The sequence below is a fragment of the Mesobacillus harenae genome, assembly GCF_013343715.1.
GTDB lineage: Bacteria > Bacillota > Bacilli > Bacillales > Cytobacillaceae > Mesobacillus_A > Mesobacillus_A harenae.
Map to the genome: position 1 here is coordinate 192,619 of NZ_JABUNR010000003.1, position 24,797 is coordinate 217,415.

The window sequence follows — 24,797 nt, forward strand, 5'->3', positions numbered from 1 at the left end:
CTGTTTTTCTTTGAGTATTTTCAGGAAAGCGAGTGGATGAGAATGCCTGACAGCCGCTTGATCGCTGAAACTGCACGCATTTTAAAACATTATTCAATCAAACCGTATTTTGTTGAAGATTTGGGTAAAGTCAGGAAGATTTATGCTGAATCAGGGACTTATGCCCTAAAAAAGATTCCGCCTCAAGAGGGCACAGGATTTCTTCGCCATATTCAAGCCCTCTATCAAAAAGGATACAACAGGATTGTTCCTGTGTTTCCAGCAGAAGATGGACGCTATGCAATTTTGGAGAATAATCACTTATACTACCTTATGCCCTGGCTGACTAATGAAGAAAAAGAAAATCAGCCTGAACGGCAAAAACAGCTGTTTAGAGAGCTGGCAAGGCTCCATACCTTATCTGCAAAAGATATTGAGCTGACTGAAGCTGAGCGCCTTGAGCATTATGAAGAAACTTTGCAAAAGTGGGGAAAAGAAGAGGAGTTTTTAGACGGTTTTATGGATGCATGTGAGAGCAAGTTTTATATGTCTCCCTTTGAACTAATGTTTTGTTTATATTATCATGAAGCGAAACAAGCAGCCTCCTTTTCTAAGCAAAAGCTTGAAAATTGGTATACCCTTACAAAAGAACAAAAAAAATCACGTATGGTAATTACTCACGGTAAGGTATCTACAGAACATTTCGTTTTCAATGAAAAAGGCACTGGACACTTTCTTAACTTTGAAAAGGCTGGCCCAGGATCAGCCATCCATGATTTATTGCCATTCGTTTCCCGCACTCTAAAAACATTTCCCAAAAAGTCGGACGAATGTGTCGATTGGATACAGACTTATTTTCAATACTTCCCGCTTAAAGAAGAAGAGCGGCTATTATTCTTAAGTTACCTTGCGTATCCGACAGGCCTTGTACAAACAGCAGAAACTTATTTTAAAAGCAGCAATCCTAAAAATGAACGAAGGCTTGTCCAAAGGCTGCAAAGAAATTACTGGCTTATAAAAAACACGGAATATGTTGTTATGAAATTAGAAGAGGCGGAAAGACAAAAACAGCAGGCAGCACAAGAAGGAGCCCAGAATTAACAATTCTGAGGCTCCTTAAATAAATTCGAATTTTATAGCTAAGGCAATCAAAATAAAAATGGTCAATAGCAAAACGTCAAAGGTGGTCGGTATTAGAATGGTTCGAATGCCTTGAAATACACAAAAGGGCACAACAAATTGTGCACAAATGGCTCTTGTTGTTCTAAGCCAGCGCGGGAGCGTATATGGATTATAGCCTCTTCTCATTGTCTCCATCCCTTCCCCTTTTTCAGAACCTCTAATTCTATACTATGTTGAATGTACTTTAATAGTTCATAAAAATTGGAACCGCCTGCCGGAAGTATGTATAATATATTTATAATCAGGAAATGAATATTGACGTCAATCCCCTTTTTTCGGTAATATAACAATATAAAAAGTGAATCATTTAAAAAGCAACGATAGGGAAGAGTACATGGTAAAACTGCTTAAAGAGAGGAAAGCCAGCAGCTGAGAGGTTTTCTATGCAAGTTCCTTGGAAGGTCACCCTTTAGCTTCTCCTGTTAACGGGTTAACCTAAGTAGCAGGAGACGGGAAAACCGTTATCAATCGAAGTGCCAGCAGGGCTATTGTTTATTCTTGCTGGAAAAAAGGTGGTACCGCGAAATAACTCCATTCGTCCTTTTATGAGGCGAATGGAGTTTTTTACTGTGTATAATTAAAACCGGTCTAACCGATAACATGAAATTCCCTATGTGGAGTTGACTGTTAGAATGGAGGAAGTCAAATGGAAGAAAATAACCTAACTATGCCGACGAAATACGATTCTTCTGCAATTGAGAATGGACGCTATGAATGGTGGCTGAAGGGGAAATATTTTGAAGCGAAAAATGACCAGGAAAAACAGCCATATACAATAGTGATTCCCCCGCCTAACGTAACCGGAAGGCTGCATTTAGGCCATGCTTGGGATACTACATTACAAGATATTTTGACTAGAATGAAACGGATGCAAGGCTATGATGTTTTGTGGCTGCCAGGAATGGACCATGCAGGTATTGCAACTCAGGCAAAGGTGGAGGAGAAACTCCGCAATGAGGGCAAAAGCCGCTATGATCTTGGCCGTGAAAAATTTATAGAAGAGACATGGAAGTGGAAAGGGGAATACGCCGGACATATCAGAACACAATGGGGCAAGCTTGGACTGGGCTTGGATTACAGCCGCGAACGTTTTACGCTTGATGAAGGGCTTTCCAAGGCAGTGCGGGAAGTATTTGTTTCTCTCTACCGGAAAGATTTAATCTACAGGGGAGAATATATCATTAACTGGGATCCATCGACGAAAACGGCTTTATCTGATATTGAGGTCATTTATAAAGATGTCCAGGGGGCATTTTACCATATGAACTATCCGCTTGCAGATGGGTCTGGGCACATTGAAGTTGCGACAACCCGGCCAGAAACTATGCTTGGCGATACGGCTGTGGCAGTTCATCCCGAAGATGACCGCTATAAACATTTAATCGGCCAGAAGGTTCTGCTGCCAATTGTCGGCCGCGAAATCCCAATTGTAGGCGATGAGTATGTAGACATGGAATTTGGCTCTGGTGCTGTTAAAATTACTCCTGCGCATGATCCAAATGACTTTGAAATTGGAAATCGCCATAATCTTGAAAGAGTCCTTGTAATGAACGAGGATGGCAGCATGAATGGCAACGCGGATAAATACCAGGGGATGGACAGGTTTGAGTGCCGGAAACAAATCGTAAAAGACCTTCAGGAAGATGGAGTACTCTTTAAGATTGAGGAGCATATGCATTCGGTTGGACATTCTGAACGAAGCGGAGCCGTTGTTGAACCCTATCTGTCGACTCAGTGGTTTGTTAAAATGCAGCCACTTGCTGATGAAGCTATTGCCCTGCAGCAAAAAGAGGATAAGGTGAACTTTGTACCGGACCGTTTTGAAAAAACCTATCTTCGCTGGATGGAAAATATTCGTGACTGGTGCATCTCGAGACAATTATGGTGGGGACATCGGATTCCAGCTTGGTACCATAAAGAAACTGGGGAGGTGTATGTCGACCAAGAGCCTCCAGCAGACATTGAAAACTGGCACCAGGATAATGATGTGCTCGATACTTGGTTCAGTTCTGCGTTATGGCCTTTTTCAACAATGGGATGGCCAGACAAGGAGGCTGCTGACTTTAAAAGGCATTACCCGACTGATTGTCTTGTAACTGGTTATGATATTATTTTCTTCTGGGTTTCGAGGATGATTTTCCAAGGACTTGAGTTTACGGGAGAGCGGCCGTTTAAGGACGTGCTTATCCACGGTCTTGTCCGTGATTCGGAAGGACGGAAAATGAGTAAGTCCCTGGGCAATGGGGTTGATCCAATGGATGTCATTGATCAATATGGAGCAGATTCACTCCGATTCTTCCTGTCTACGGGAAGCTCGCCAGGACAAGACCTGCGCTTTAGTATTGAAAAGGTCGAATCAACCTGGAATTTCGCTAATAAAATCTGGAATGCTTCTCGATTTGCTTTGATGAATATGAACGGTCTAAAATATGAAGAAATTGACTTGACCGGTGAAAAAAGTGTGGCTGATAAATGGATTTTAACGAGACTAAATGAAACGATTGAAACGGTGACAAGGCTGTCAGATCGTTATGAATTTGGTGAGGTTGGCCGAGTTCTCTATAACTTCATTTGGGATGATTTTTGTGACTGGTACATTGAAATGGCAAAGATACCGCTGTATGGTGAGGACGAAGCAGCCAAGCAGACGACTCGGTCGATTCTGGCTTATGTACTGGACCAAACACTCCGACTTCTCCATCCGTTCATGCCATTTATTACAGAAGAAATTTGGCAGAACCTGCCTCATCAAGGTGATTCGCTCACCATTGCCAGCTGGCCGGAAGTCAATGAGGAATTGACAGATACGAAAGCAGCTAGTGAAATGAAGCTGCTTGTGGAGATTATCCGCGCTGTTAGAAATATCCGTGCAGAAGTAAATACGCCTATGAGCAAGAAAATTAATATGTTTCTTAAGGTTAAAGAAGAAGAAACGGCAGCCATTCTTGAGAAAAACCGTTCTTATCTTGTTCGCTTCTGTAATCCGGAACAGCTGGAAATCGGCACCGATATAGCGGCCCCTGACAAAGCGATGTCTGCTGTTGTAACTGGGCTGGAAATCATCCTTCCGCTCGAGGGCCTGATCAATATCGATGAGGAAATAGCCCGCCTTGAAAAAGAACGCGAAAAGCTTAATAAGGAAGTAGAGCGTGTCCAGAAAAAGCTTAGCAACGAAGGTTTTATTAAAAAAGCGCCTGAACAAGTTATTGAAGAAGAACGCGCGAAAGAAAAAGATTACATGGAAAAACGTTCTGCTATTGAAGGCAGAATTCAAGAATTAAAGGGATAGTTCCTTTTGGAAGGCGAACCGAAACCTGGTTCGTCTTCCTTCATTTCATAACAAAGGAGATAGAACATGTTTTCTAATTACGATGAAGCGCTTAGCTGGATTCATTCCCGCTTAAGGCTAGGTATGAAGCCGGGCCTCATGCGCATGGAATGGATGATGGAGAAGCTTGGCAATCCGGAACGGGTCATTAAAACCGTTCATATCGGGGGGACTAATGGCAAAGGGTCAACAGTTACGTATTTAAGGTCCATCCTTCAAGAGGGGGGCTTTATGGTGGGTACCTTTACTTCCCCATACATTGAGCATTTTAATGAAAGAATAAGTATTAATGGAGTTCCTGTCAGTGACGAAGATCTTGTTAAGTGTGCAAATAAAATTAAACCGCTCGCTGACCAATTGGACAATACCGAACTTGGCGGACCTACAGAGTTCGAAATTATTACAGCGATCGCATTATACTACTTCGCAAAAATAAAACCGGTTGATTTGGTTATTTTTGAAGTGGGATTAGGCGGGAGGTTTGACTCTACGAATGTAATTTACCCGCTTGTTTCTGTTATCACCAATATTGGTCTGGATCATGTAAAAATACTCGGTGAAACACATGAGGAAATCGCTTTTGAAAAGGCGGGGATTATAAAAAACGGGGTGCCTGCAGTCACGGCCGTAGAACAGCCTGGGGCGTTCGAAGTTATTAAAACAAAAGCCGCAGAAAAAAAATCCTCTTTATATAGACTAGGAGATCACTTCAGTGTTGATGAAAGAGTTTCTTTAGTTAAGGGGGAGCGCTTTTCGGTTTCAACCTTATTTGGCCATTACAAAAATTTAGAGATAAGTATGATTGGCAAGCACCAGGTCGATAATGCTGCAGTGGCGTTAATGGCTGCAGAGCTTCTCAAGCGATATTACAGTTTCCCTCTTGAAGAATCTCATATCAGAACAGGCTTTCTAAAGGCTTATTGGCCTGGACGGTTTGAAATTATTTCAGAAAAACCTTTAGTCATTCTTGATGGAGCCCATAATGAAGAGGGGATAGATGCATTTGTATCCGAGTTAGGTAACCGTTACTCAGATAAAAGAATTACCATACTATTTGCAGCGTTAAATGACAAAAAACTTGATCGAATGATCAGCAAACTAGATCAGGCTGCCGACACAATCGTGTTTACTTCCTTTGATTTTCCGAGGGCTTCTTCTGCAGACGAACTCTATCAAAAAAGTTCATCCTCTGGAAAACAGGCAATAGAAAATTGGCAGACGTACCTGACAACTAAGGTACAAGCCCTTGAAAATGATGAAATACTAGCAATTACGGGATCGCTATACTTTTTATCTGAGGTCAAACCAGTGTTAAAGGAGTATCTCTAATAACTTCCTAACAAGGCAAGAAAATGGTGTGAAAATTTGTTAAACTGGCTGTATCTAAATTAAGTTATAGCAGTAAGGAATGGCAGCATAATGGCATTTTAAACCAGTTAATTTTAACTTTGTCATCAAAGGATTTTGTAAGGGAAACCATCACCTCACTGATTACCTTTCCAGTCGGTCTTATTCTGTATATTTTATATCCTGTTCTTGCTTTGCCGGCCATTTTATTTGTTGGACTTCCATTTTTCAGTCTATTAATTATTCTAAAACTTGTATAATTCTAGCGAAAAGGTCAATTTGTCACTTCATCAGGCTGCTGGGATCGACCATCAGCTCGCCGAGCGGCTAAAGTAAAATGAAGTAGTGGACCTGTTTACTAATAAGCTAATGAAAATGATCCCGATAGACTATGCCGTTATTTTAGAAGTTCGTGATGACCATAAACTCCATCTGCTCGGCTATAAATCACGCGGGGAAAGGTTTATGCCCGGTGCGAGGGCGCTTCAAAGGAATGAAGGGATTAGCTGGATGGTATGGCATACAATGAAACCGGTTATCTTTCACTCGAGAAAACAATGGGGCCATATTACCAAAGGGGGATACTTGCCCAATTGTCCGAAGCAACGAGGTGGTTGGTGTCCTTATCTTGGCCTCTAATCAGAGAAAGGTTCGATCATACTTTGGTAATGATTGTAGAACTCCTCTGTTCTCAAATTGCTATCGGAAATGCGAAAAACTATGAAAAAAACAAAGGAGCATAGTGAAAAATGTGTTTTGACCAAATGAAATTCTATGTGAACTGGCTGCAAGGCTTTCTCTGCTGGTTGGAAAAAATGGTACTGTTGCTCGTTATGGTGGAGAAGAATTTGCTATTTTCCTGCCGGATATGGGCAAGCAGCATGCGCTTGAATTGGCGGAGACGATCAGGCTGACAGTAGCAAACCGGCCGTTTTCTTGCATGGAAATCTAGCTGATGACCGAAAGAAGCTTATGGTCAGGATAACTGCTTCCCTTGGAGTGGCAGAAGCAACCCAGGACGCAAATGATCCTCTCTCCCTAATCAGCATGCGGACAGGGCTTTGTATGTTGGTGCGAAAAGAGCTGGGCGTAATCGGGTAGCTGAATACATCACATAGCTTATTATTTTCGAGCAGCCAAAGCCTGCTCTTTTTTTATACTTTAAACTTGGCGGGCCCAATAGGAAGATTCTATATTCCGAGCTTTGCTGACGAGTTTCTTGAATATTTTCTCAATCCGCTGTCGGATTCTGCCAAATACCATTATAATAGGATAAAAGACTTATAGGATTTCAGCGAGAGAAAGGAGGAGGATTTTTTGGTAAAAAACCAAAATGGCTTTCAACTGCTGGAAGTATTGCTTGCCATTGCATTATTGTCGATTATTTTGCTGTCATTTTCTGGGTTTTTCCAACAATCACAGTTATTTACCTCAAAAAATGAAGCTTCAGGTTCGGCTGTCCAGCTTAGCCAGGAAATATTGCAAAATGTAAAATCCTCTTCTTTGCAGGCAGACTTAACCATTCAGGATTGGAATGCTTTATATGGAACGAATTTTTCCGATGGCGAAGAATTTCATCTAGAGGTAAATGGACAGCGGTTTTACCCAGTTGTAAAAATAAACCAGTCAAGCCAGGTTGCTCTTTTCACTGTTAAAGTGGAGATTTGGGCAGATTCAAGGGACGGTAAGATAAAAACGTTTGAGACTTTTGGTTATAAGGAGAGGAACGGATGAAAAACCATGGTTTTTCTCTTATCGAAGTTTTGGCCGCTCTAGCCCTTACTAGTATGGCACTGGGGTTAGTGTTTTCTATTTGGCACTCAGGAGTAAAGCAGGGAAACGGCAACAAATCAGAGGTGCTTTTACAGCAGGAGGCCCAGATCATCGCTGAAACACTGCGAAACGCTCATTTGATGTCTTCTTCATATAAACTAAATGTTGATGAGGATAAGGTTGTTCTTGACAATAAAGTGCTTTCCGGCCGTTTTAATTATCAAGCCGAGATTACTCACCAGGAAACGCTATACGGGAACTCCGAAGAAATCCTTGTTAATACTCGAAAACCTGTATCGATTAAGCTTGTAATAAGCAGCGGAGACAAGAGTTATACACTAAGGACTACACTGGCAAGGGGGACTTAAAGTGGTAAATAATGAGAAAGGCTCAGCTTTGCTTATGGTTCTGCTAACGATGACGATATTTACGATAGTAGGAGTAAGCCTGATAACAATGAATTTGAACAGCTCTGCTCAGGTACAGAGGACTGGAAATTCAATTCAGGCAACTAACCTTGCTGAAATGGGTTCGGAGCACCTAAAAAAAGAAGCTATCAGAATTATTGAGCAAGAAAAACAAGCAAGCCTTCAAGAAACGAAAACAGCACTTGAAGCCAACTTGCCGGCTAATATTAAGTTCCCGGCTGTAGTGGGTCTGGCTAATCCCTATTATGAAATTAAAAATGTTAACGTAACCACAGAAGTTGTCGAACATGAAAGAATTCATATATGGAGAACAACAATGGAAGAAAGAGTTAAGGTAACGTTTACGAGCTACGGTTTCAGTGAAGACGGGAAGGAGTCAATCATTGACGGAGAAATGACTGCATTTAGACTGAACGAATTAAATAAGTTTCCGTCATTGCTAGATCTTGTTGTGAGCATTGTTAAAGCTCCTTTTCAAATTTTAAAAGGAACATACTCCTATAACGATATAGCTTACTTTGAAAATGGGCTTGAGGTGGAATCGAACAGTATCATTACTTTTTATAAGGATCTTTATCTTCGAGGAGCTGCAACAATTAATAGCAACGCTGATTTGCTTGTAAAAGGAAATGCTCACCTTGAAGTAGCCAGTGTTAAAACAAATGACCCTAAAATAGGAAACCTTGGGTTAGTCTGCGTGGAGGGAACTGTATATCTATATGGTGATAATCCGCCGGATGTGGTAAAGGATTTCCCAAGCTGTCAGGAAATTTCAAACCGCACTCCTCCTGTAAATGGGATATACGCCAAAGCTGCTGTTTATATTGGTTCCAATCAGCAAAAGCCAGAGTGGAAAGCAGATAACGTTACCTTCAACACTCAATATAAGTAAGTAGGTGCTGACTGGTTTCTGAGGGTATCTATACTGGCATTTCCTATTCCGTCAAATTTTGCTAGTTTCCTTTCTTGATAACCTTTTAAATTAGAATCGTTTATTATACAATATGAGAAAGTCGATAATTGTCTTTAAAACACGTAATTTGCGGGCTTAGGCACGCATATTTGACAAAAGGGGTGAAAATTTGGAAACTTTTGTGTTTGCACTTGCTTCGCTTCTTCTTCTAGTCCCAATTATATATTTTATTCCAATAGGTTTAACATCCCGCGGCAAAGGGCTGCTGGTTATTGTTTCTTTCCTGATAGCGATGCTTAGCCTATTCCTTCAGGGTACTGTTCAGTTATGGCAGACGCTCCTCGTTTTGTTATTGCTGGCAGTCTCAATTGGTTACATAATGGACAAACGTTTTGGCGGTGTCCTATATGCTGCGGCGGCATTGGAGGGTGGAAACGAAGCTCTTATGGACGCAGAAAGGGATAAAGAGCTAATACATACTGAAAACATGGATTCCAGGAATATCAGGGAACCGGTCTCCGTCGATAGTTCCCCATTCGCTGAATTAGATGAGGCTATACCGGAAATTTTAGTAGAGAAAGCGGGACAGAAAAACAAAGAGGAACCACGCTTGCCAGATACAGACGTAATTGATGAATTAGGGGCTCCTCTGAATGGAAATGCGACTCAAATAGAATTGGCAGCAGAGAAAAACGATTCAGAATCTGCACATAACCTCAGTGAAATCGAAGCTCTTCTGGAGCAGGAGGACGAATTAATTATTAACGAAGCAGATCAAGTGCCTGACCTGGTCCTGTCTGATCTGGAAGTGCTCGAACTGGAGGCTAACCAGGCTGAAACTAGTGAGGAAGCCATGCTTGACGAAGAAACTGTGGTTCACTCAGATTTGGAGGCACTAATCTTATCTGAGGATGACCAACCAGACATGCAGCAACAGGAAGAGCTGGCTGTCAAGGAAGGTAATATTCATAAGCTGGAAGACGAGCTAGTGGAAGCCCCAAGCATGGAAGAAGAAGTTTTGGTTCCTGAGAGTGAGTTGCTTCAAGAGGGCCATTCAGAATCACTTGAAGAAGTCCTCCTTGAAAAGGAAGAAGAGCTTTCTGCTGAGGAAGAGACTCTTATGGATGATCTAAGCTTAGATGACGACGGAGATGTTCTTGAGGATGACCTTATTCTGGAAGATGGAGAAGATTTAATTGAAGGGGAGCTCCATTCAGGATCACTAGCAAATCTGGAAGAGCTGATCCATGAAGATGATCTTTTAATTGAAGAAGAGCTGGAGCAGGACATAGAGGGAAGTACCCACATAGAGAAGTCTACAGTTGAAGAAGCTGAAATTGAGGCTTCTGAAACAGAGGAGAAGCAGCGCAAAAAATCAGTGTTGCAGCATCAGTTGCTTCAAACGATGGCCGCTGAGCTGCACATCGTACGGGACAGGATGAAGCCGGAAGAGTATGAAGGTTTAATAAAAGAGCATATGAAGCCTGGCCTGGCACCGCAGGATTACTATACGTTTGCAAGCCTGTTAATGAACCATTATGTAAGGACCAAGCAAACCGGACTGCTGGAAGAACTTTTAACAGATCTTAAGCTGCAGTTCTCAGAGTTTCCGATCCTACTGATGGAGATTGAGTTTTTATTGGAGAGGGTTAGTAAAAAACCCCAATAATTTACCTTAACTAAAGTAAGAGCGTTTTCAGATACAATAGATTCTTTACTAATCGATTAGGTGTGGTGGAAAATATGAAAAAAAGTACTCAAATCACCGGTTTGCCAATTATCAGCATCTCAGACGGCAGCCAAGTAGGAACAGTTAAATCGCTAGTTATCAATCCGGATAAAGGCTCAGTTGACTTTTTGACTATTGAGCATGAAGACTGGCAGGTCAGCGTTAAAGCGATCCCATTTAAAAAAGTCGTAGGAATAGGCGAATATGCTGTGACAGTTGAAAGTGACAGCTCTGTAATTGATTTAAATGAAATCCCGATTGCAAACCAGCTTGTTAACAAGAAAATTAAAATAACCAATACAAAGGTTATGACTAGAAAAGGTGAATTGCTCGGAGAAGTACTGGAATTTTTTATCGACCAGGATACAGGTAATATCCTTGGAATGCAGTTAAGCATTGGTGAAAAGCAGGTTGCCCTTCGTTCTGGTGCAGTTGTTACGTTTGGCAAGGATATTGTAATCGTCCAAGAAGATGCCTCTGCTGGCTTCTTAGATAGTGCTGAGGAACTGGAAAAGAGTGAGGAAGAACTTGCTGAAACAGATTTCGATGAAGTTCAAGCTTCACCTTCGGAAGCGGCTGTTCTTGAGGATGCAGAAGTGACAGCCTTGAAAACTAAACAAGTCGAAATATTACTCGGGAAGACAGTAACGAAAGATATCCTCGACAAAGATGGAAATATTATCATTAGTGAAGGAACAGTACTCAGTGCACGTGAAATTGAAAAGGCACAGGATGCAGGACCAGGCATAGTTGTTGAATTATCATTAAATGTAGAAGCATAAGAAAAGGAGGCCGATAATTGTGAGGAGTCAGCCAGGCACAAAATTATTACTTGTTCTGATTGTTTGTTCTGCCTACATCTTCACCTTCTCACACCTCGGAGCCCAGGCATTCGGATCGGTTCTCTCTAACAGCGGTGAATTTTCAGAGGATACAGGGATTGGACCACTCGAAGCTGGTGGCCTTTCGAAGCGGGAAGCGCAAACTCTGCTGCAGGAGCAGTTTGTGAAGTGGAAAACTGAAACACAATTTCTGTTTCAGTATAAAGAAAAAACGATCCCCTTTGATTTAGCTGAATTTGACGTCCAGATTACGGAGTCAGTAGCTGCAGCAGTTGATGGTCAACAAAACCCGCTTATAGTTAAGCTAAAAGAGGAGGCTGTTGAGGCGGCATTGCTAGGTCTCTCGGCAGATGTCTCAGAGGTTGCTGAGTTAGATCTATTCACTCTATCTCTTAAGCAAGCAGCCGGAAGCCTTAATACAGGGCAAATCACTTTTAAGGTGCAAGACTTTATTCCAGAAAATGTGCAAGAAACAGCAGAAATAATTGCTGCCTCTGAGGTGAACGTTCAAGAAGGAGGTTCAGGCCTGGCTGAGTTTACGCAAAAGCTGCCATCACTTGAGGTTCCACAACTTTCACAAACTTCTCTGATTAAGGCTATCAGTGACAGAGGTCTAGAAGGATTAACTGATTATGAAGTGAGCATTGCTGCTACTGCTTTGTATACAGCAATTTCACAAACTAATTTTGAAGTGGTTGAAAGGCATATAAGCCGAAAAATACCCGAATATGCTGAGCCAGGGTTTGAAGCAAGGGCAGATCTTTCAGGGAACAGGGATTTTATTTTTGCCAATCCCAATGAAATTAGTTATAGTGCTGAATTCAAATGGGATGCTCCAAAATTCACAGTCGAGATAAAAGGAACACCGCTCTTATATAAATACACTTTATCTGTTACCGATAAACAAGAATTCAACCCGAAAATTATTAGACAGTACAATCCTTTGCTGTTGCCGGACCAAAAAACGGTTGAAACGGCAGGGGATAAAGGTCTCTTGATTTTGAAAGCAAGGGAGATTTATGACGAAGCAGGACAGCTTGTGAGCAGTGAACCAGCTTCAGAAGACTTTTATCCTCCCACTCACAGGGTTGAGGTGTCTGGATTTAAGCCTGTTGAACAGGTAGCTCCTCCTGCCGCGGTTGGTTCCGAGTCAGTCAATGTCACCCAGCCTGGGCAAAATACAGAAGGCTCGAAACCGCAAGCCCCGGATAACGGAATTGCTCCAAAGATTCCCGAGAGCGGATCATCAAGTTCGAATAGCAGCGGCAATAACACACCGCCCGTACCAGGGCGCACAAATGAAGATGACGAATTTTGGGGGAGATCAGATGATGTTCCCCAAAAATAAAATGACATTTAAAGCGGTGATATAAATGCCACAAGAACGAAAAAGGCTTGGTGATTTACTGGTTGAAGCCGGTCTCATAACAGCAGATCAGCTTCAGTCTGCCTTGGCAGAAAAATCTCCAGGGCAAAGGCTTGGTGACGTGCTGCTGCAGAAGGGCTATATAACGGAGCAACAGCTGATTGAAGTGCTTGAATTCCAGCTGGGGATTCCCCATTTAAGTCTGTTTCGGTACCCATTTGACACAAAGCTTTTTTCACTAGTACCCAAAGAAACGGCTAAGAGAAATTTAGTGATCCCTTTAAAAATTGAAGGAGAAAAGCTCTTTGTCGCTATGGCGGACCCAATGGATTTCTTTGCCGTGGATGACCTCAGGCTGTCAACAGGTTTTCAGATAGAAACCATTATTGCTACAAAAGATGACATTATTAAGGCTATCAATAAATATTACGATGTGGACGATGGCTTTGAGGAACTAGCTGGCAGCGATGCATCAGCTAAAGCTGATCAGGAAGAGAGAATAACCAATACAGACTCACCAGTGGTCAGGCTTGTAAATCAGCTTCTTTCCAATGCGGTTGCACTGAAGGCGAGTGATATACATATTGATCCGCAGGAAACAAAAGTAGTTGTCAGGTACCGGGTTGATGGGGTCTTGCGTGTCGAGCGAGTCCTGCCCAAGCATATGCAGAATGTTCTCACTGCCAGAATTAAAATCATGGCCAATCTTGATATTACCGAAAGTAGAATCCCACAGGATGGTAGGATCAAGGCCAATTTGGATCTTCACCCTGTTGATCTGAGGATATCTACTCTCCCCACTGTGTTTGGTGAGAAGGTAGTTATGCGGATTCTAGATCTTGGCAGCTCGCTCAATGATATTAACCAGTTGGGCTTTAACAAACTGAATTTGAACCGGTTTACCTCTATGATCAATAGACCGAATGGAATCGTGTTAATAACTGGGCCAACTGGATCGGGGAAATCATCTACATTGTACGCGGCTCTAAATAAAATTAACAGCGAAGAAGTCAATATTATCACTATCGAAGACCCGGTTGAATTCCAAATAGAAGGCATCAGCCAGATTCAGGTAAACCAAAATGTTGGAATGACCTTTGCTGCTGGGCTTCGCTCGATCTTGCGCCAGGATCCTAATATCATTATGGTTGGAGAAATCCGTGACCGAGAGACAGTTGAGGTGGCAATTCGTGCTTCTCTTACAGGGCATCTTGTCCTTAGTACTCTCCATACAAATGATTCAATCAGTTCGGTAACCAGATTAATAGATATGGGCGTAGAGCCCTTTATGGTAGCTTCCTCGATCAGCGGAATCGTTGCGCAGCGCCTCGTCAGAAAGGTATGCCGTGATTGCTCTGAAAAGCAGGCACCGACCAAGCGGGAAATCGATATTTTTGCTAAAAGAGGCATGAAAATTGAGATGGTTTGGCGCGGAAGGGGCTGTTCATCCTGTAACATGACAGGCTACAGAGGCCGGATTGCTATTCACGAAGTGCTAACGATCAATGAGGACATGCGCCGTGTCATCATGAATGAAGAGTCGATTACTAGATTAAGAGAGATCGCGGTCCAAAATAAAACAGTTTTTTTAATAGACGATGGCTTGTTAAAAGTTAAGCAAGGACTGACGACAACTGAAGAAGTTCTGAGAATTGCGATTTCGGAATAGGGGGTGCCATTTTGAAGGATAAAATTGAACAGCTGCTCAGGGCAGGATATGAACTAAAAGCTTCGGATATTCATGTAACTGTTGGGGTGCCCCCGGTCATGCGGATCAATGGAGAGTTGAGAAAATACGGTAAGGAACCTGTGAAGCCCGAGGAAACAGAAGGGATGGCCAGGTCGATAATCCCAGAAAATCTCTGGGGAAAGTTCAAAGAAAATGGTGAGCTTGATTTTTCCTACGGCCTGCCCGGCATCTCTAGATTCCGAATTAACATTTACCACCAGCGTTCCTGTATGGCAATGGCTATCCGAATCGTTCCGACAAAAATCCCCACCCTAGATGAACTTGAGCTCCCTGACGTGCTAAAAAAGGTCGCAGGAAAACCGCAGGGACTAGTGCTCGTTACCGGACCAACAGGAAGCGGCAAATCAACCACTCTTGCAGCAATCATCCATTATATAAATCAAACGATGAGAAAACATATTATTACCCTTGAAGATCCAATCGAGTATTTGCATAAACATGGAAACTCGATCATTGACCAGCGGGAAGTTGGATTTGACACGCTAAACTTTGCAAACGGGCTTAGAGCAGCTCTCCGTCAGGATCCCGATGTCATTCTCGTCGGAGAAATGAGAGATCTAGAAACAATTCAAACAGCCATAACGGCTGCAGAAACAGGGCATCTTGTCTTTGGCACGCTCCATACAGGAAGTGCACCTGCAACAATTAACCGGATTATTGATGTCTTCCCACCTGCCCAGCAGCCGCAAATCCGGCTTCAGCTTGCAACAGTACTGGAGGCGACCATCTCTCAGCGCCTCTTTCAAACCTTTGATCGTAAAGGAAGAAAGGCAGCAATAGAGATCATGATTAATAATGCTGCTGTGGCCAATTTGATCCGGAATGAGAAGATTCACCAGATCATGAACATTATGCAAACTTCTAAAGCGTACGGAATGGTCACCCTGGAAATGAGCATCAAGGAGCTGTTAGTCAGCGGGTTGATTACGCAAGAAGCAGCTGATCCATATCTACAGGAGAAACTGAGCTAATGGCGCGTTTTAAGTACTCCGGAAGAGACCGGCGCGGAAAAACATCAGGCAAAATCGTTGCAGGGTCCAAGCGGGAAGCCATGGAAAAGCTCAGGGCGGACGGCATTAGAACAACTGAAATTGTTGAAATCCAAGAATCGGTTTATACAAAGGAAATTACCTTAGGGAACCCTGTGAAATTTCAGCATCTTGTTATTTACTTGAGGCAGTTTGCGACACTCATTAAAGCAGGAGTTACGATCGTCGACTCCACGAAAATTCTTGCTGCACAAACCGAGAGTAAGCCGTTACGCAAAGCACTGCTTGATATTGAGCATGAACTCCGCGATGGAAACCCGCTTTCCGATGCAGCAGAAAAACATCCGAAAATCTTCAGCCCGATGTTTATTAATATGATCAGAGCAGGTGAAGCATCAGGAAACATGGACGAGACTCTTGAACGGCTCGCTGACCACTTTGAAAAGCAGCATAATACAAGGCAGAAAATCATCTCAGCTCTCAGCTATCCGGCCGTAATTGGAGTAATTGCGATTGGTGTTGTTATTTTCTTGCTCGTTTCTGTCGTTCCAACCTTTGTTCAGATGTTTGAAGATTTTGGCGGCGAGCTGCCGGCTATTACCCAGTTTGTTTTAAACTCCAGTCAATTCATGCAATCTTTCTGGTGGCTTATAATCCTTTTAGGGATTGGGCTTATGCTGGCGATAACGGCAGTTAAGAAAAATAAAAAAGCGAACTATTACCTTGATGTGTTTATCCTCAAGGTGCCTATCTTTGGCAAGCTATTGCAAAAAGCAGCCCTGGCAAGAATGACTAGGACGCTTAGTTCGCTGGTGGCTAGCTCGGTCCCGATCCTTAACGCATTGACGATTGTTGGCAAAGTTGTTGAAAACGATGTGATCTCGAAAGTAATTCTGGAGTCCCGCTCTTCCCTGGAAAAAGGCCAGTCAATGACGGACCCAATGAAGGGCCACTGGGCTTTTCCACCGCTTGTCGTGCAAATGATTTCGATCGGTGAAGAGACGGGATCGCTCGACAGTATGCTCGGCAAAGTGGCCGACTTCTATGAAAAAGAGGTCGAAAATGGGACCGATCAGATCAAAGCATTAATTGAACCGCTAATGATTGTTTTTTTAGCAGGAGTTGTTGGGGTCATTGTCACCTCAATCATGGTACCAATGTTTGAAATCTTTAACCATGTTGGCTAAGAAAATTTTGACAATTAAATGTAAATAACTACAGAAAATAACAAAATCTAGTGTTTTCTTTACTAGACTTCTTGTATACTAGCATTAAGTTGTTGCTAATAGTCCTAGGAAAATACTACTAAATAACCAAAAGGAGAGAAAACAAATGAAAGCATTAAAGAAGCGTTTGAAGGACCAGCGAGGATTGACACTTATCGAACTTTTGGCCGTTATCGTTATTTTAGGGATTATTGCTGCGATCGCAGTACCGAGTATTGGCGGGATTATTAACAAGTCTAAAGAAGATGCAAAGGTAGCAGAGGCAATTCAAATTATTAATGCAGCTAAATTAGCTCATTCCTCAAACAGCAGTACGGAGACTTGGAAACACGTGAAAGATACTGCAACACCACCAACGTTTGGTGGGTTAACGGATTATCTTTCTAACGTAGAAGATACCGACTACACGGTCAAATACCTAAAGGCTACAAAAACATATACAATCACCAGTCATGTTGCTTCTGAAGCAATTGGGAAAACAGCAGACTCAGAAGTTACTGAAAAACAATTATTAGATCATTCAAAATAAGGTATGTTCGTATTATTATTCATATACGGCCTGCTCCTCGGCTCCTTCTTTAATGTAGTGGGCTTGAGGGTGCCGGAAAATAAATCGATTGTTGCGCCGCGGTCTGCGTGCCCGCATTGCCGGCACCAGTTAACGGCAGCCGAACTGATACCAGTCTTTTCTTATTTATTTCAAAGGGGGAAGTGCCGCCAGTGTCTGGCGCGCATTTCACCTGTATATCCTTTTATTGAATTGCTGACAGGGCTTTTGTTTGCCGGGGCATACCTGCTTGTTGGCTGGAGCGGCGAACTAGTGATTGCACTTCTTCTTATCTCTTTATTTATGATTATCACAGTCTCCGACTTGGCCTATATGCTTATCCCTGATAAGGTGCTGGTTTGGTTTGCGGGGCTTTTTTTTATCGCCAGGCTGTTCGATCCGCTCATGCCTTGGTGGGACGGGGTGCTTGGGGCAGCAGTTGGATTTTTTCTGCTTCTTCTGATCAGCGTGGTCAGCAAAGGCGGAATGGGTGGCGGAGATATAAAGCTGTTTGCACTGATTGGCTTTGCCGTAGGTACGAAGACGTTGCTGTTATCCTTCTTTTTTTCAACATTGTTTGGGGCATTGTTTGGAATTGCGGGTCTTTTGCTTGGGCTGTTGAAGCGCAAACAGCCGATTCCATTTGGTCCATTTATAGCAATGGGTACGCTGACTGCGTACTTTTATGGAGAGATGATTTTTACTTGGTACATAAACCTATTAGTTTTTTAATTTAGCACTGGGGAGGCGGAAGAATGGCATTTACTCTTTTTCCAAGAAGAAATAAAGTGGTGAATCTGGTGTTTAATGACCATTCGATTCGTTATGTTGAAGTGAAGCAAACGAATCCGCCACAGCCGCAGCGCTGGGGTGAACGGTTGTTGCCTTCAGGCATTATAGCAGAAGGCCGGATTGCCGATGCTGAAACGTTGGGAAATATTTTGGAAGAGTGTCTTGATGAATGGAAGATTCAGAAAAGGGAAGTTCGCTTCCTTGTACCTGATTCATTCGTTATCATTCGAAAGGTCTCCATTCCAGCTGATGTAAAAGATGATGAAGTGGACGGCTATCTTTATCTAGAGCTCGGCTCCACGATCCATCTGCCGTTTGAGGAACCGGTGTTTGATGTTCTGGTTTTGTCTGAAAAAGACAATAAGAAACAGGTGCTGGTGTTTGCAGCGCCTGAAAAGCTTGTCACTGATTACTCCGAATTGCTTTCGGACCATAAACTGAAGCCAATTGCAGCTGATATCTCTCCGCTTGCTCTTCACAGACTATATGTCAAACAGGATCGATCGAGAATGGGAGAGCGTCTGCTGACGATTCAGTTTGACTTGCAAATGGTAACTTTGTGTGTGTTTGAAAAAGATATTCCGATCTTTATGAGGCATATTCCCGTTGAAATAGATGGGAATTGGGATATTAAGCTGGGAAAATCAGGAGTCCATGAATTGGATTATATTGGCGACCGTGAAGAGCTTAATTATCAGTTTGAAGATATTTATAAAGACATAAACAAGTTTATAGATTTTGACCGTTACTCCTTGAATCAGGCCGAGCAGGGCTTAAACCGAATTCTCTTAAATGGTGACCATCCAATGTTAGGGGATATTTTACCTGAGCTCAAAAACCGCTTTAACCTTCCAGTAGATACCTTACATATTAGGCAGGCTGATTCAGGCAAAGATGAATTCAAAAGAAGCCATTACCTTGCTTTAGGCTTGGGATTAAAGGAGGGGAAATAATGCTCGTAGACATAAACCTCCTTCCAAAACGAGATTCAAAGCACTCATCAAGTCTGTTATTAGCAGCTTTTATTTCTATAGTATTTTTAAGTGTTGCTGGGGTTTTGTATTGGCAGGGCTCATTATATGAAAGGCAGCTAGCTGATGCTGACAAACAAATTGAGGCTGCTCAAAAAATCCTGGCTGCTGAACAGGAAAGGTTTTCAGCGTTTGAAACGTCCCATTCTGCTGTTGAACTAGAAGAGGCTGTCGAGTGGGCGAGCTCTTATCCAATCCCCACTGTGCCTTTATTGCGGCACTTGACTTCCTTGCTGCCAGACAGAGGCTTTATTGAGCATTTTCAGTATACCGCCGGTGGAACAGTCAGGCTGAGAGTACAATTTGATGCCTCCAGAGAAGGAGCCTTCTACTTATCGACTCTGCTAGATTCAGCGATGGTAGATGATGCCAAACTGCTTTTTCTGAAAACACAAGATTTTAATGACGGAACTGACCAGTCTAATGAAGGTAAGAAAGAAATGAAAAATGCAAACTTCATTCCGCGCTATATTGCGGAGTATGAGCTTTTGATTAATCAGGCTGCAATCGTTCAAAAAAATGCAGAAGATGATGCATTGACACAGGGGAGTGATGCATCATGAACCTTGATTTATCTAAAAAAGAATGGCTGTTGCTTAGCCTTGCAGGTTTTATTCTAATAATAGGAAGTTTAGTTGCTTATTACGGCTATATTCAGCCTTTAAAGGATAGTGTTAAGCTAAAGGAGAATCAGCTTGAAACCGAAGAGCGTCTTCTGGCTGCCGTTCAAGGCAGATTGCAATCAGCTAATAGGAATACATTTCACAGTACGACTGAGCTCCAGCAAAAGCTTCCAGTCAAGCCTTTAGTGGAACAGTTAATTCTGGACTTTGAAAAGGCTGAAGTCATCTCAGAGAGTTTTATTGTATCTATTGAATTTTCTGAGTCTGAAGCAGGTTTATTAAGCGAACCAGCCGCCAGCCCCGAAAGTCAGGCTGAGTCTTCCGGAGAAACATCAGTAACACCAGAAGCATCACCAGAGGCGATTACAGATGTTAATGCGGAGCCTGCTGTGCAGGCTGAAGTTCCGGTTACAGCTCCTACCGGCCTTCAAAAAGTAGTGGCTAATTTGACAGTTGAATCAGCTGATTACTATGATTTGGAGAAATTCATTGCCACATTAGAAGGTTTGAAGAGAGTGACAACTGTTGAAATGATTGATTTTACTGGGCCAAAGGAAATCGTTTCACTTGCCGATCCTACAGGCCCATTGTCGTATAAGGTCATTGTCGCGGCTTACTATATGCCTGAATTAGCGGATTTACAGAATCAGCTTCCTAAGCTGGATGTACCCGAACCTGGCAATAAACGAAATCCTTTCAATTCTTTTGGCAACGTGACAGAAACACTCCACTCAAATCTGACCAGGCAGCCATAATGGTTCATTCTTAATTTTGCGGCTGGCTGATTGGAACGAAGGGCGTATCTTCTCGGCCTGGGCGTACCGACGCGGAAAGATAGCGGCTGGAGTAGATGTTTCCGTACAAGTAAGAGAGTTTAATAATTGGCTCTGTTAAAGAACATTGGTGATTTTTATCAGTGTTGATTGGAGTTATGGCGATCGACTCCGGCGGGAGCAGCGGTACAGGGGAGACCCCACAGGTGCTTCAGCGCCGAGGAGGCTTCCCGACCGCCCCGCGGAAAGCGAGCGTCTAGAACGTAAATCAACAGCCAAGATAACAGAGTCTAATAATTAAAAAATTTGACGAAAGCATTCAATAACAAGACGACAAAAGTCTTGTTATTTTTTTTTGCCTCTATGTTAGGATAGGGACAACCTATTGAGACAGGAGAGGGAGGGGCTAACTTGGAGAGGAAAAATAAGACGATTACGATCAAAATTAATGGTGCGAACCATCCTTTTAAAGATGAAGTGACAGAAGATGAAAAATCAGATTTCAGTAAGAATTCGCAGGAAATAGCTGAAACAGAGTCGGCCGTTTCCCAAGAACAGGCTGAAGATGAGTTTGAATGGATCTTACCCGAACCAATCCAGCACAAGGAAATAACAGAATACACCATCCATAAAGGCACGGCAAAAAAAAGCAAGAAAAAAGATGTGCGTTTTTATTTGAAAAAATTCAAAACTAGTGTCGTTTCTACGATCCTGCTCATTGTTTTATTTGCCGTGCTATTAGGCACGGGTTTTGGCATGGTTGTGTTAAAGTTTGTTAATGTTACCCCTGATGCAGTTCCGGTCTCTGGCGCGGCTGGAAATACTCCTCCGAAAGCGGCTGGCGAGGGAACGGAAGCGCCTTTAAGCCTGATTAATACCTTTGTGGTTCAGGGGGGAGTTTATACTACTGAGGAACTCGCCAAAGAGGCTCGTGATGCAACTGCCTCTAAGGGAGTTCCGGCCAAGCTTTTCAAGATTGAAGAGAAAACAGCATTATTTTTGGGGACGGCTGATACCCTTGAAAACGCTAAGCTTTTAGCCGCCAGCATCGCTAATAAAGGGGTTGAGGTTTTTCCGAAACCAATAGGGATTGGGGCTGGTACTCTCAAAGGGCTTCAGGCGGCTGAGGCGGAAGCCCTAAAGAAAATGCCTGGGCTTTTTGCAGATTTAACAGCAGCAAGCTCACAATTAGCTTCTTCAGGAAGCATGGCAAATGGGCTTGCTGGTAAGATCGAGAAGCAGGTTGCCGAACTAAAGGCTGTTGAGAAGAGCGGGATGACCAATAGTCAGGTTCAAACCATGACAACACATCTTCATAGTACATCTGAAGCAATTGTCTCTTTTGAAAAGACTAAGGACAAGAAGCAGTTAGACAAGATGCAAGCAGAACTGGTATCATTTCTAGCTGTATATCATAACCAGTAATCCAAAATTCGAGTTTATTTTCAGAAGATGATAAGAAACAATAATATTTTCTGGGAAATAGGTTATCGTAAGAGAGCTTGTCTATGAATGGACAGGCTCTCTTTACCGTTTTGGAAGATTATTAAAAATTATGTTGAAATCTGTCTTTTTAAAATTGTTAACACTCATTAAGTCTGTTACGATAAGCTTGTATCTCCCTAACTGATACAAGTTAAAAAGGAAAGGTGATTCTATGCAACGCCTCATACTGGCCTCTTCTTCTCCACGACGAAAAGAACTTCTAGAAACTATCCACTTAAATTTTGAAATTTCCAGCAGTAATGCAGATGAAAGCTTCGATGCCGGCTTAACTCCTGAACAAGCTGTAACTGAGCTGGCTCTTCGAAAAGCTAAATCGGTGGCAAAAGGCTTTCCAGGATGCTACATCATTGGCTCCGATACGGTGGTTGTCGATGAGGAAACCATTCTCGGAAAACCGGATGGAGAGCAGGAAGCCAGAAGGATGCTTAAAACACTCTCAGGCAAACTTCATTCCGTTTATACGGGTGTTGCCATTTTAACTCCTGATAAAGAAGTAACATTTTATGAGAAAACTGATGTGACATTCTGGGAGTTGACCGATGAAGAGATTGACTTTTATGTTAAAAGCGGGGAACCTATTGATAAGGCAGGAGGCTACGGCATACAAGGTCTTGGCAGTATGCTGGTTAGGGAAATTTCTGGTGACTATTTCACGGTCGTCGGCCTTCCTGTATCCCGAACAGTGCGTGAGTTAAAACGTGCTGGCTATGTTCTCCCTTACTGAAAATTAGCCTTTTCCTCTTAAAGGCTCCCATTGTCTGATATGATAGGGGAGGATTATTTGAAAACTGAATCCATAATGATACGTGATTACCCGCAAAATGAGCGTCCTCGTGAAAGATTTATACAAAATGGTCCGCAAAGCCTTTCCAACCATGAACTGCTTGCCATCGTACTTGGTACTGGAACAAAAGAAGAGTCGGTCCTGCAGCTGGCCAACAGACTTTTGTCCAAGTTTGAAGGGCTCAGGTTTTTAAAAGATGCCACACTGGAAGAATTAACGGCAATTAAGGGTATAGGTACTGCAAAGGCAATTCATGTACTGGCTGCAGCTGAAATTGGCAGAAGAATTGCCACCCATATTCAGGATGATCGTTATGTCATCCGATCGCCAGAAGACGGTGCCAAGTATTTAATGAATGATATGAGGTTTCTTTCACAGGAACACTTTGTCTGTCTATATTTAAATACCAAAAACCAGGTTGTGCATAAACAGACGATATTTATCGGGAGCCTAAATGCCTCGATCGTTCATCCTCGTGAGGTTTTTAAAGAGGCTGTACGCAGGTCGTCCGCTTCTATTATTTGTCTTCATAACCACCCATCAGGCGACCCATCCCCGAGCAGAGAAGATATTGAGGTTACAAAACGGCTTGCTGAATGCGGGAAGATAATCGGCATAGAGCTGCTTGACCACCTGATTATTGGGGAAAATAAATTTGTTAGCCTGAAGGAAAAAGGGTATGTGTGATACTAGGATTTTACAAGGCGTTGGGTTATAATATAAGTTATGATTTTTATGGCCTGACAGCTGACTGCAAAATCAGCTAAAGACAATAATCGTGAAGAATTAGGTCGATTTTTTAAAAGATAAAATTACCTTGATCATTTTGTATTTTGTTTTAGAAAGGGAGATACAAGCATGTTTGGAATTGGGACAAGAGACCTCGGCATAGACCTAGGCACTGCAAATACCCTCGTTTATGTAAAGGGAAAAGGAATTGTGTTAAGAGAGCCATCTGTAGTGGCTTTACAGACAGATACAAAACAAATCGTCGCAGTCGGCAACGATGCGAAAAATATGATTGGAAGAACTCCAGGAAATGTAGTCGCGCTTAGGCCGATGAAGGATGGAGTAATTGCCGATTATGAAACAACGGCAACCATGATGAAGTATTATATTCAGCAAGCAACTAAAAACAAAGGGATTTTCGCCCGTAAACCTTATGTAATGGTTTGTGTGCCATCCGGAATTACGGCCGTAGAGGAACGGGCAGTCATTGATGCAACTCGCCAGGCTGGAGCCAGAGATGCATTTACGATCGAAGAGCCGTTCGCTGCTGCTATTGGAGCTAACCTGCCAGTCTGGGAACCAACAGGAAGCATGGTAGTCGATATCGGGGGCGGAACGACTGAGGTTGCCATTATATCACTTGGCGGCATTGTTACATCCCAATCGATTCGAATCGCGGGCGATGAAATGGATGAAGCAATGATCAACTATATCCGTAAAACTTACAACCTCATGATTGGGGAACGGACTGCAGAAGCTATTAAGATGGAAGTAGGCTCTGCGGGAGATCCAGAGGGAATTGACAACATGGAAATCCGCGGCCGTGATCTGCTTACTGGGCTTCCAAAAACGATTGAAATTACAGCAGAGGAAATTTCTAAAGCACTGCATGACACGGTATATGCAATTGTTGATGCTGTTAAGCTTACGTTGGAAAAAACTCCTCCAGAACTTGCCTCAGATATTATGGACAGAGGGATTGTACTGACAGGCGGAGGCGCTTTATTGCGTAATTTAGACCGGGTAATTAGTGAAGAGACAAAAATGCCTGTCTTGATTGCTGAAGATCCGCTTGATTGTGTGGCAATCGGAACTGGAAAAGCCTTGGACCACATTGACTTATTTAAAAATAGAGCGAAAGAATCGCGATAATGCTGAAA

General features: G+C 42.7%; 24 protein-coding genes and 1 other annotated feature. Of the genes, 23 read left to right on the forward strand and 1 reads right to left on the reverse strand.

Features of this window, described 5'->3' with window-relative positions; all coding sequences use genetic code 11:
* The first annotated feature begins 36 nt into the window (after nucleotides 1-36).
* Complete coding sequence (gene ysxE / locus HRJ06_RS04935; RefSeq protein ID WP_338421053.1) at nucleotides 37-1,080, forward strand: spore coat protein YsxE; 1,044 nt, start codon at nucleotides 37-39, stop codon at nucleotides 1,078-1,080.
* A gap of 15 nt (nucleotides 1,081-1,095) precedes the next feature.
* Here ysxE and HRJ06_RS23170 read toward each other — a convergent pair whose 3' ends face one another.
* Entirely contained in the window at nucleotides 1,096-1,287 is a 192-nt protein-coding gene (locus tag HRJ06_RS23170) for a hypothetical protein (RefSeq protein WP_242035140.1), read from the reverse strand.
* Between the two features lie 182 nt (nucleotides 1,288-1,469).
* Nucleotides 1,470-1,707 (forward strand) — a binding site (T-box leader).
* 100 nt (nucleotides 1,708-1,807) lie between these two features.
* Here HRJ06_RS23170 and HRJ06_RS04940 point away from each other — a divergent pair.
* From HRJ06_RS04940 to HRJ06_RS05045, 22 genes are all read left to right on the forward strand, one after another.
* Nucleotides 1,808-4,450: a valine--tRNA ligase gene (locus tag HRJ06_RS04940; protein WP_174729803.1), complete on the forward strand. Its 2,643-nt coding sequence runs from the start codon at nucleotides 1,808-1,810 to the stop codon at nucleotides 4,448-4,450.
* 66 nt (nucleotides 4,451-4,516) lie between these two features.
* Nucleotides 4,517-5,818, forward strand: a complete 1,302-nt coding sequence (locus HRJ06_RS04945; protein ID WP_174729807.1) for a bifunctional folylpolyglutamate synthase/dihydrofolate synthase — start codon at nucleotides 4,517-4,519, stop codon at nucleotides 5,816-5,818.
* Nucleotides 5,819-6,211: 393 nt separating this feature from the next.
* The gene (locus tag HRJ06_RS04950) at nucleotides 6,212-6,475 is read left to right on the forward strand and encodes a hypothetical protein (RefSeq protein WP_174729810.1); all 264 of its coding nucleotides are present in this window, start codon (nucleotides 6,212-6,214) and stop codon (nucleotides 6,473-6,475) included.
* A 163-nt stretch (nucleotides 6,476-6,638) separates the two neighbouring features.
* Nucleotides 6,639-6,788, forward strand: coding sequence for a diguanylate cyclase domain-containing protein (locus HRJ06_RS04955; protein ID WP_242035141.1), 150 nt, complete (start codon nucleotides 6,639-6,641; stop codon nucleotides 6,786-6,788).
* A gap of 365 nt (nucleotides 6,789-7,153) precedes the next feature.
* Nucleotides 7,154-7,570 carry a type IV pilus modification PilV family protein gene (locus tag HRJ06_RS04960; protein WP_174729813.1) on the forward strand — a complete coding sequence of 139 codons (417 nt, stop codon included), beginning with the start codon at nucleotides 7,154-7,156 and terminating at the stop codon, nucleotides 7,568-7,570.
* Entirely contained in the window at nucleotides 7,567-7,977 is a 411-nt protein-coding gene (locus HRJ06_RS04965) for a PilW family protein (protein WP_174729816.1), read from the forward strand. Before HRJ06_RS04960 ends, HRJ06_RS04965 begins: the two co-directional genes overlap by 4 nt.
* Before the next feature lies 1 nt (nucleotide 7,978).
* Nucleotides 7,979-8,929: a pilus assembly PilX N-terminal domain-containing protein gene (locus tag HRJ06_RS04970; RefSeq protein WP_174729819.1), complete on the forward strand. Its 951-nt coding sequence runs from the start codon at nucleotides 7,979-7,981 to the stop codon at nucleotides 8,927-8,929.
* Nucleotides 8,930-9,119: 190 nt separating this feature from the next.
* Complete coding sequence (locus HRJ06_RS04975) at nucleotides 9,120-10,619, forward strand: hypothetical protein (protein ID WP_174729822.1); 1,500 nt, start codon at nucleotides 9,120-9,122, stop codon at nucleotides 10,617-10,619.
* Between the two features lie 74 nt (nucleotides 10,620-10,693).
* The gene (locus HRJ06_RS04980) at nucleotides 10,694-11,461 is read left to right on the forward strand and encodes a PRC-barrel domain-containing protein (protein ID WP_174729825.1); all 768 of its coding nucleotides are present in this window, start codon (nucleotides 10,694-10,696) and stop codon (nucleotides 11,459-11,461) included.
* A 19-nt stretch (nucleotides 11,462-11,480) separates the two neighbouring features.
* The gene (locus HRJ06_RS23175) at nucleotides 11,481-12,869 is read left to right on the forward strand and encodes a VanW family protein (protein ID WP_174729828.1); all 1,389 of its coding nucleotides are present in this window, start codon (nucleotides 11,481-11,483) and stop codon (nucleotides 12,867-12,869) included.
* A gap of 25 nt (nucleotides 12,870-12,894) precedes the next feature.
* Complete coding sequence (locus HRJ06_RS04990) at nucleotides 12,895-14,556, forward strand: GspE/PulE family protein (protein ID WP_174729831.1); 1,662 nt, start codon at nucleotides 12,895-12,897, stop codon at nucleotides 14,554-14,556.
* 11 nt (nucleotides 14,557-14,567) lie between these two features.
* The gene (locus tag HRJ06_RS04995) at nucleotides 14,568-15,608 is read left to right on the forward strand and encodes a type IV pilus twitching motility protein PilT (RefSeq protein WP_174729833.1); all 1,041 of its coding nucleotides are present in this window, start codon (nucleotides 14,568-14,570) and stop codon (nucleotides 15,606-15,608) included.
* Nucleotides 15,608-16,813 (forward strand): type II secretion system F family protein, encoded by a 1,206-nt coding sequence (locus tag HRJ06_RS05000; protein WP_174729835.1) that lies wholly within the window; start codon nucleotides 15,608-15,610, stop codon nucleotides 16,811-16,813. The genes HRJ06_RS04995 and HRJ06_RS05000 overlap by 1 nt, the downstream gene beginning before the upstream one ends.
* A 145-nt stretch (nucleotides 16,814-16,958) precedes the next feature.
* Nucleotides 16,959-17,381 (forward strand): type II secretion system protein, encoded by a 423-nt coding sequence (locus HRJ06_RS05005; RefSeq protein WP_174729837.1) that lies wholly within the window; start codon nucleotides 16,959-16,961, stop codon nucleotides 17,379-17,381.
* A gap of 3 nt (nucleotides 17,382-17,384) precedes the next feature.
* Entirely contained in the window at nucleotides 17,385-18,131 is a 747-nt protein-coding gene (locus HRJ06_RS05010) for a prepilin peptidase (protein WP_174729839.1), read from the forward strand.
* A gap of 23 nt (nucleotides 18,132-18,154) precedes the next feature.
* Complete coding sequence (gene pilM / locus HRJ06_RS05015; protein WP_174729841.1) at nucleotides 18,155-19,144, forward strand: type IV pilus biogenesis protein PilM; 990 nt, start codon at nucleotides 18,155-18,157, stop codon at nucleotides 19,142-19,144.
* Complete coding sequence (locus HRJ06_RS05020; protein ID WP_174729843.1) at nucleotides 19,144-19,785, forward strand: hypothetical protein; 642 nt, start codon at nucleotides 19,144-19,146, stop codon at nucleotides 19,783-19,785. The genes pilM and HRJ06_RS05020 overlap by 1 nt, the downstream gene beginning before the upstream one ends.
* Nucleotides 19,782-20,600 (forward strand): hypothetical protein, encoded by an 819-nt coding sequence (locus HRJ06_RS05025; RefSeq protein ID WP_174729845.1) that lies wholly within the window; start codon nucleotides 19,782-19,784, stop codon nucleotides 20,598-20,600. Before HRJ06_RS05020 ends, HRJ06_RS05025 begins: the two co-directional genes overlap by 4 nt.
* Before the next feature lie 429 nt (nucleotides 20,601-21,029).
* Nucleotides 21,030-22,043 (forward strand): hypothetical protein, encoded by a 1,014-nt coding sequence (locus HRJ06_RS05030; RefSeq protein ID WP_174729847.1) that lies wholly within the window; start codon nucleotides 21,030-21,032, stop codon nucleotides 22,041-22,043.
* A gap of 232 nt (nucleotides 22,044-22,275) precedes the next feature.
* Nucleotides 22,276-22,848, forward strand: coding sequence for a Maf family protein (locus HRJ06_RS05035; RefSeq protein ID WP_174729849.1), 573 nt, complete (start codon nucleotides 22,276-22,278; stop codon nucleotides 22,846-22,848).
* A gap of 75 nt (nucleotides 22,849-22,923) precedes the next feature.
* On the forward strand, nucleotides 22,924-23,595 hold the full coding sequence (gene radC, locus HRJ06_RS05040) for a RadC family protein (RefSeq protein ID WP_174730248.1): 672 nt from the start codon (nucleotides 22,924-22,926) through the stop codon (nucleotides 23,593-23,595).
* Between the two features lie 171 nt (nucleotides 23,596-23,766).
* Nucleotides 23,767-24,789 (forward strand): rod shape-determining protein, encoded by a 1,023-nt coding sequence (locus tag HRJ06_RS05045; RefSeq protein ID WP_174729851.1) that lies wholly within the window; start codon nucleotides 23,767-23,769, stop codon nucleotides 24,787-24,789.
* Nucleotides 24,790-24,797: the final 8 nt, after the last annotated feature.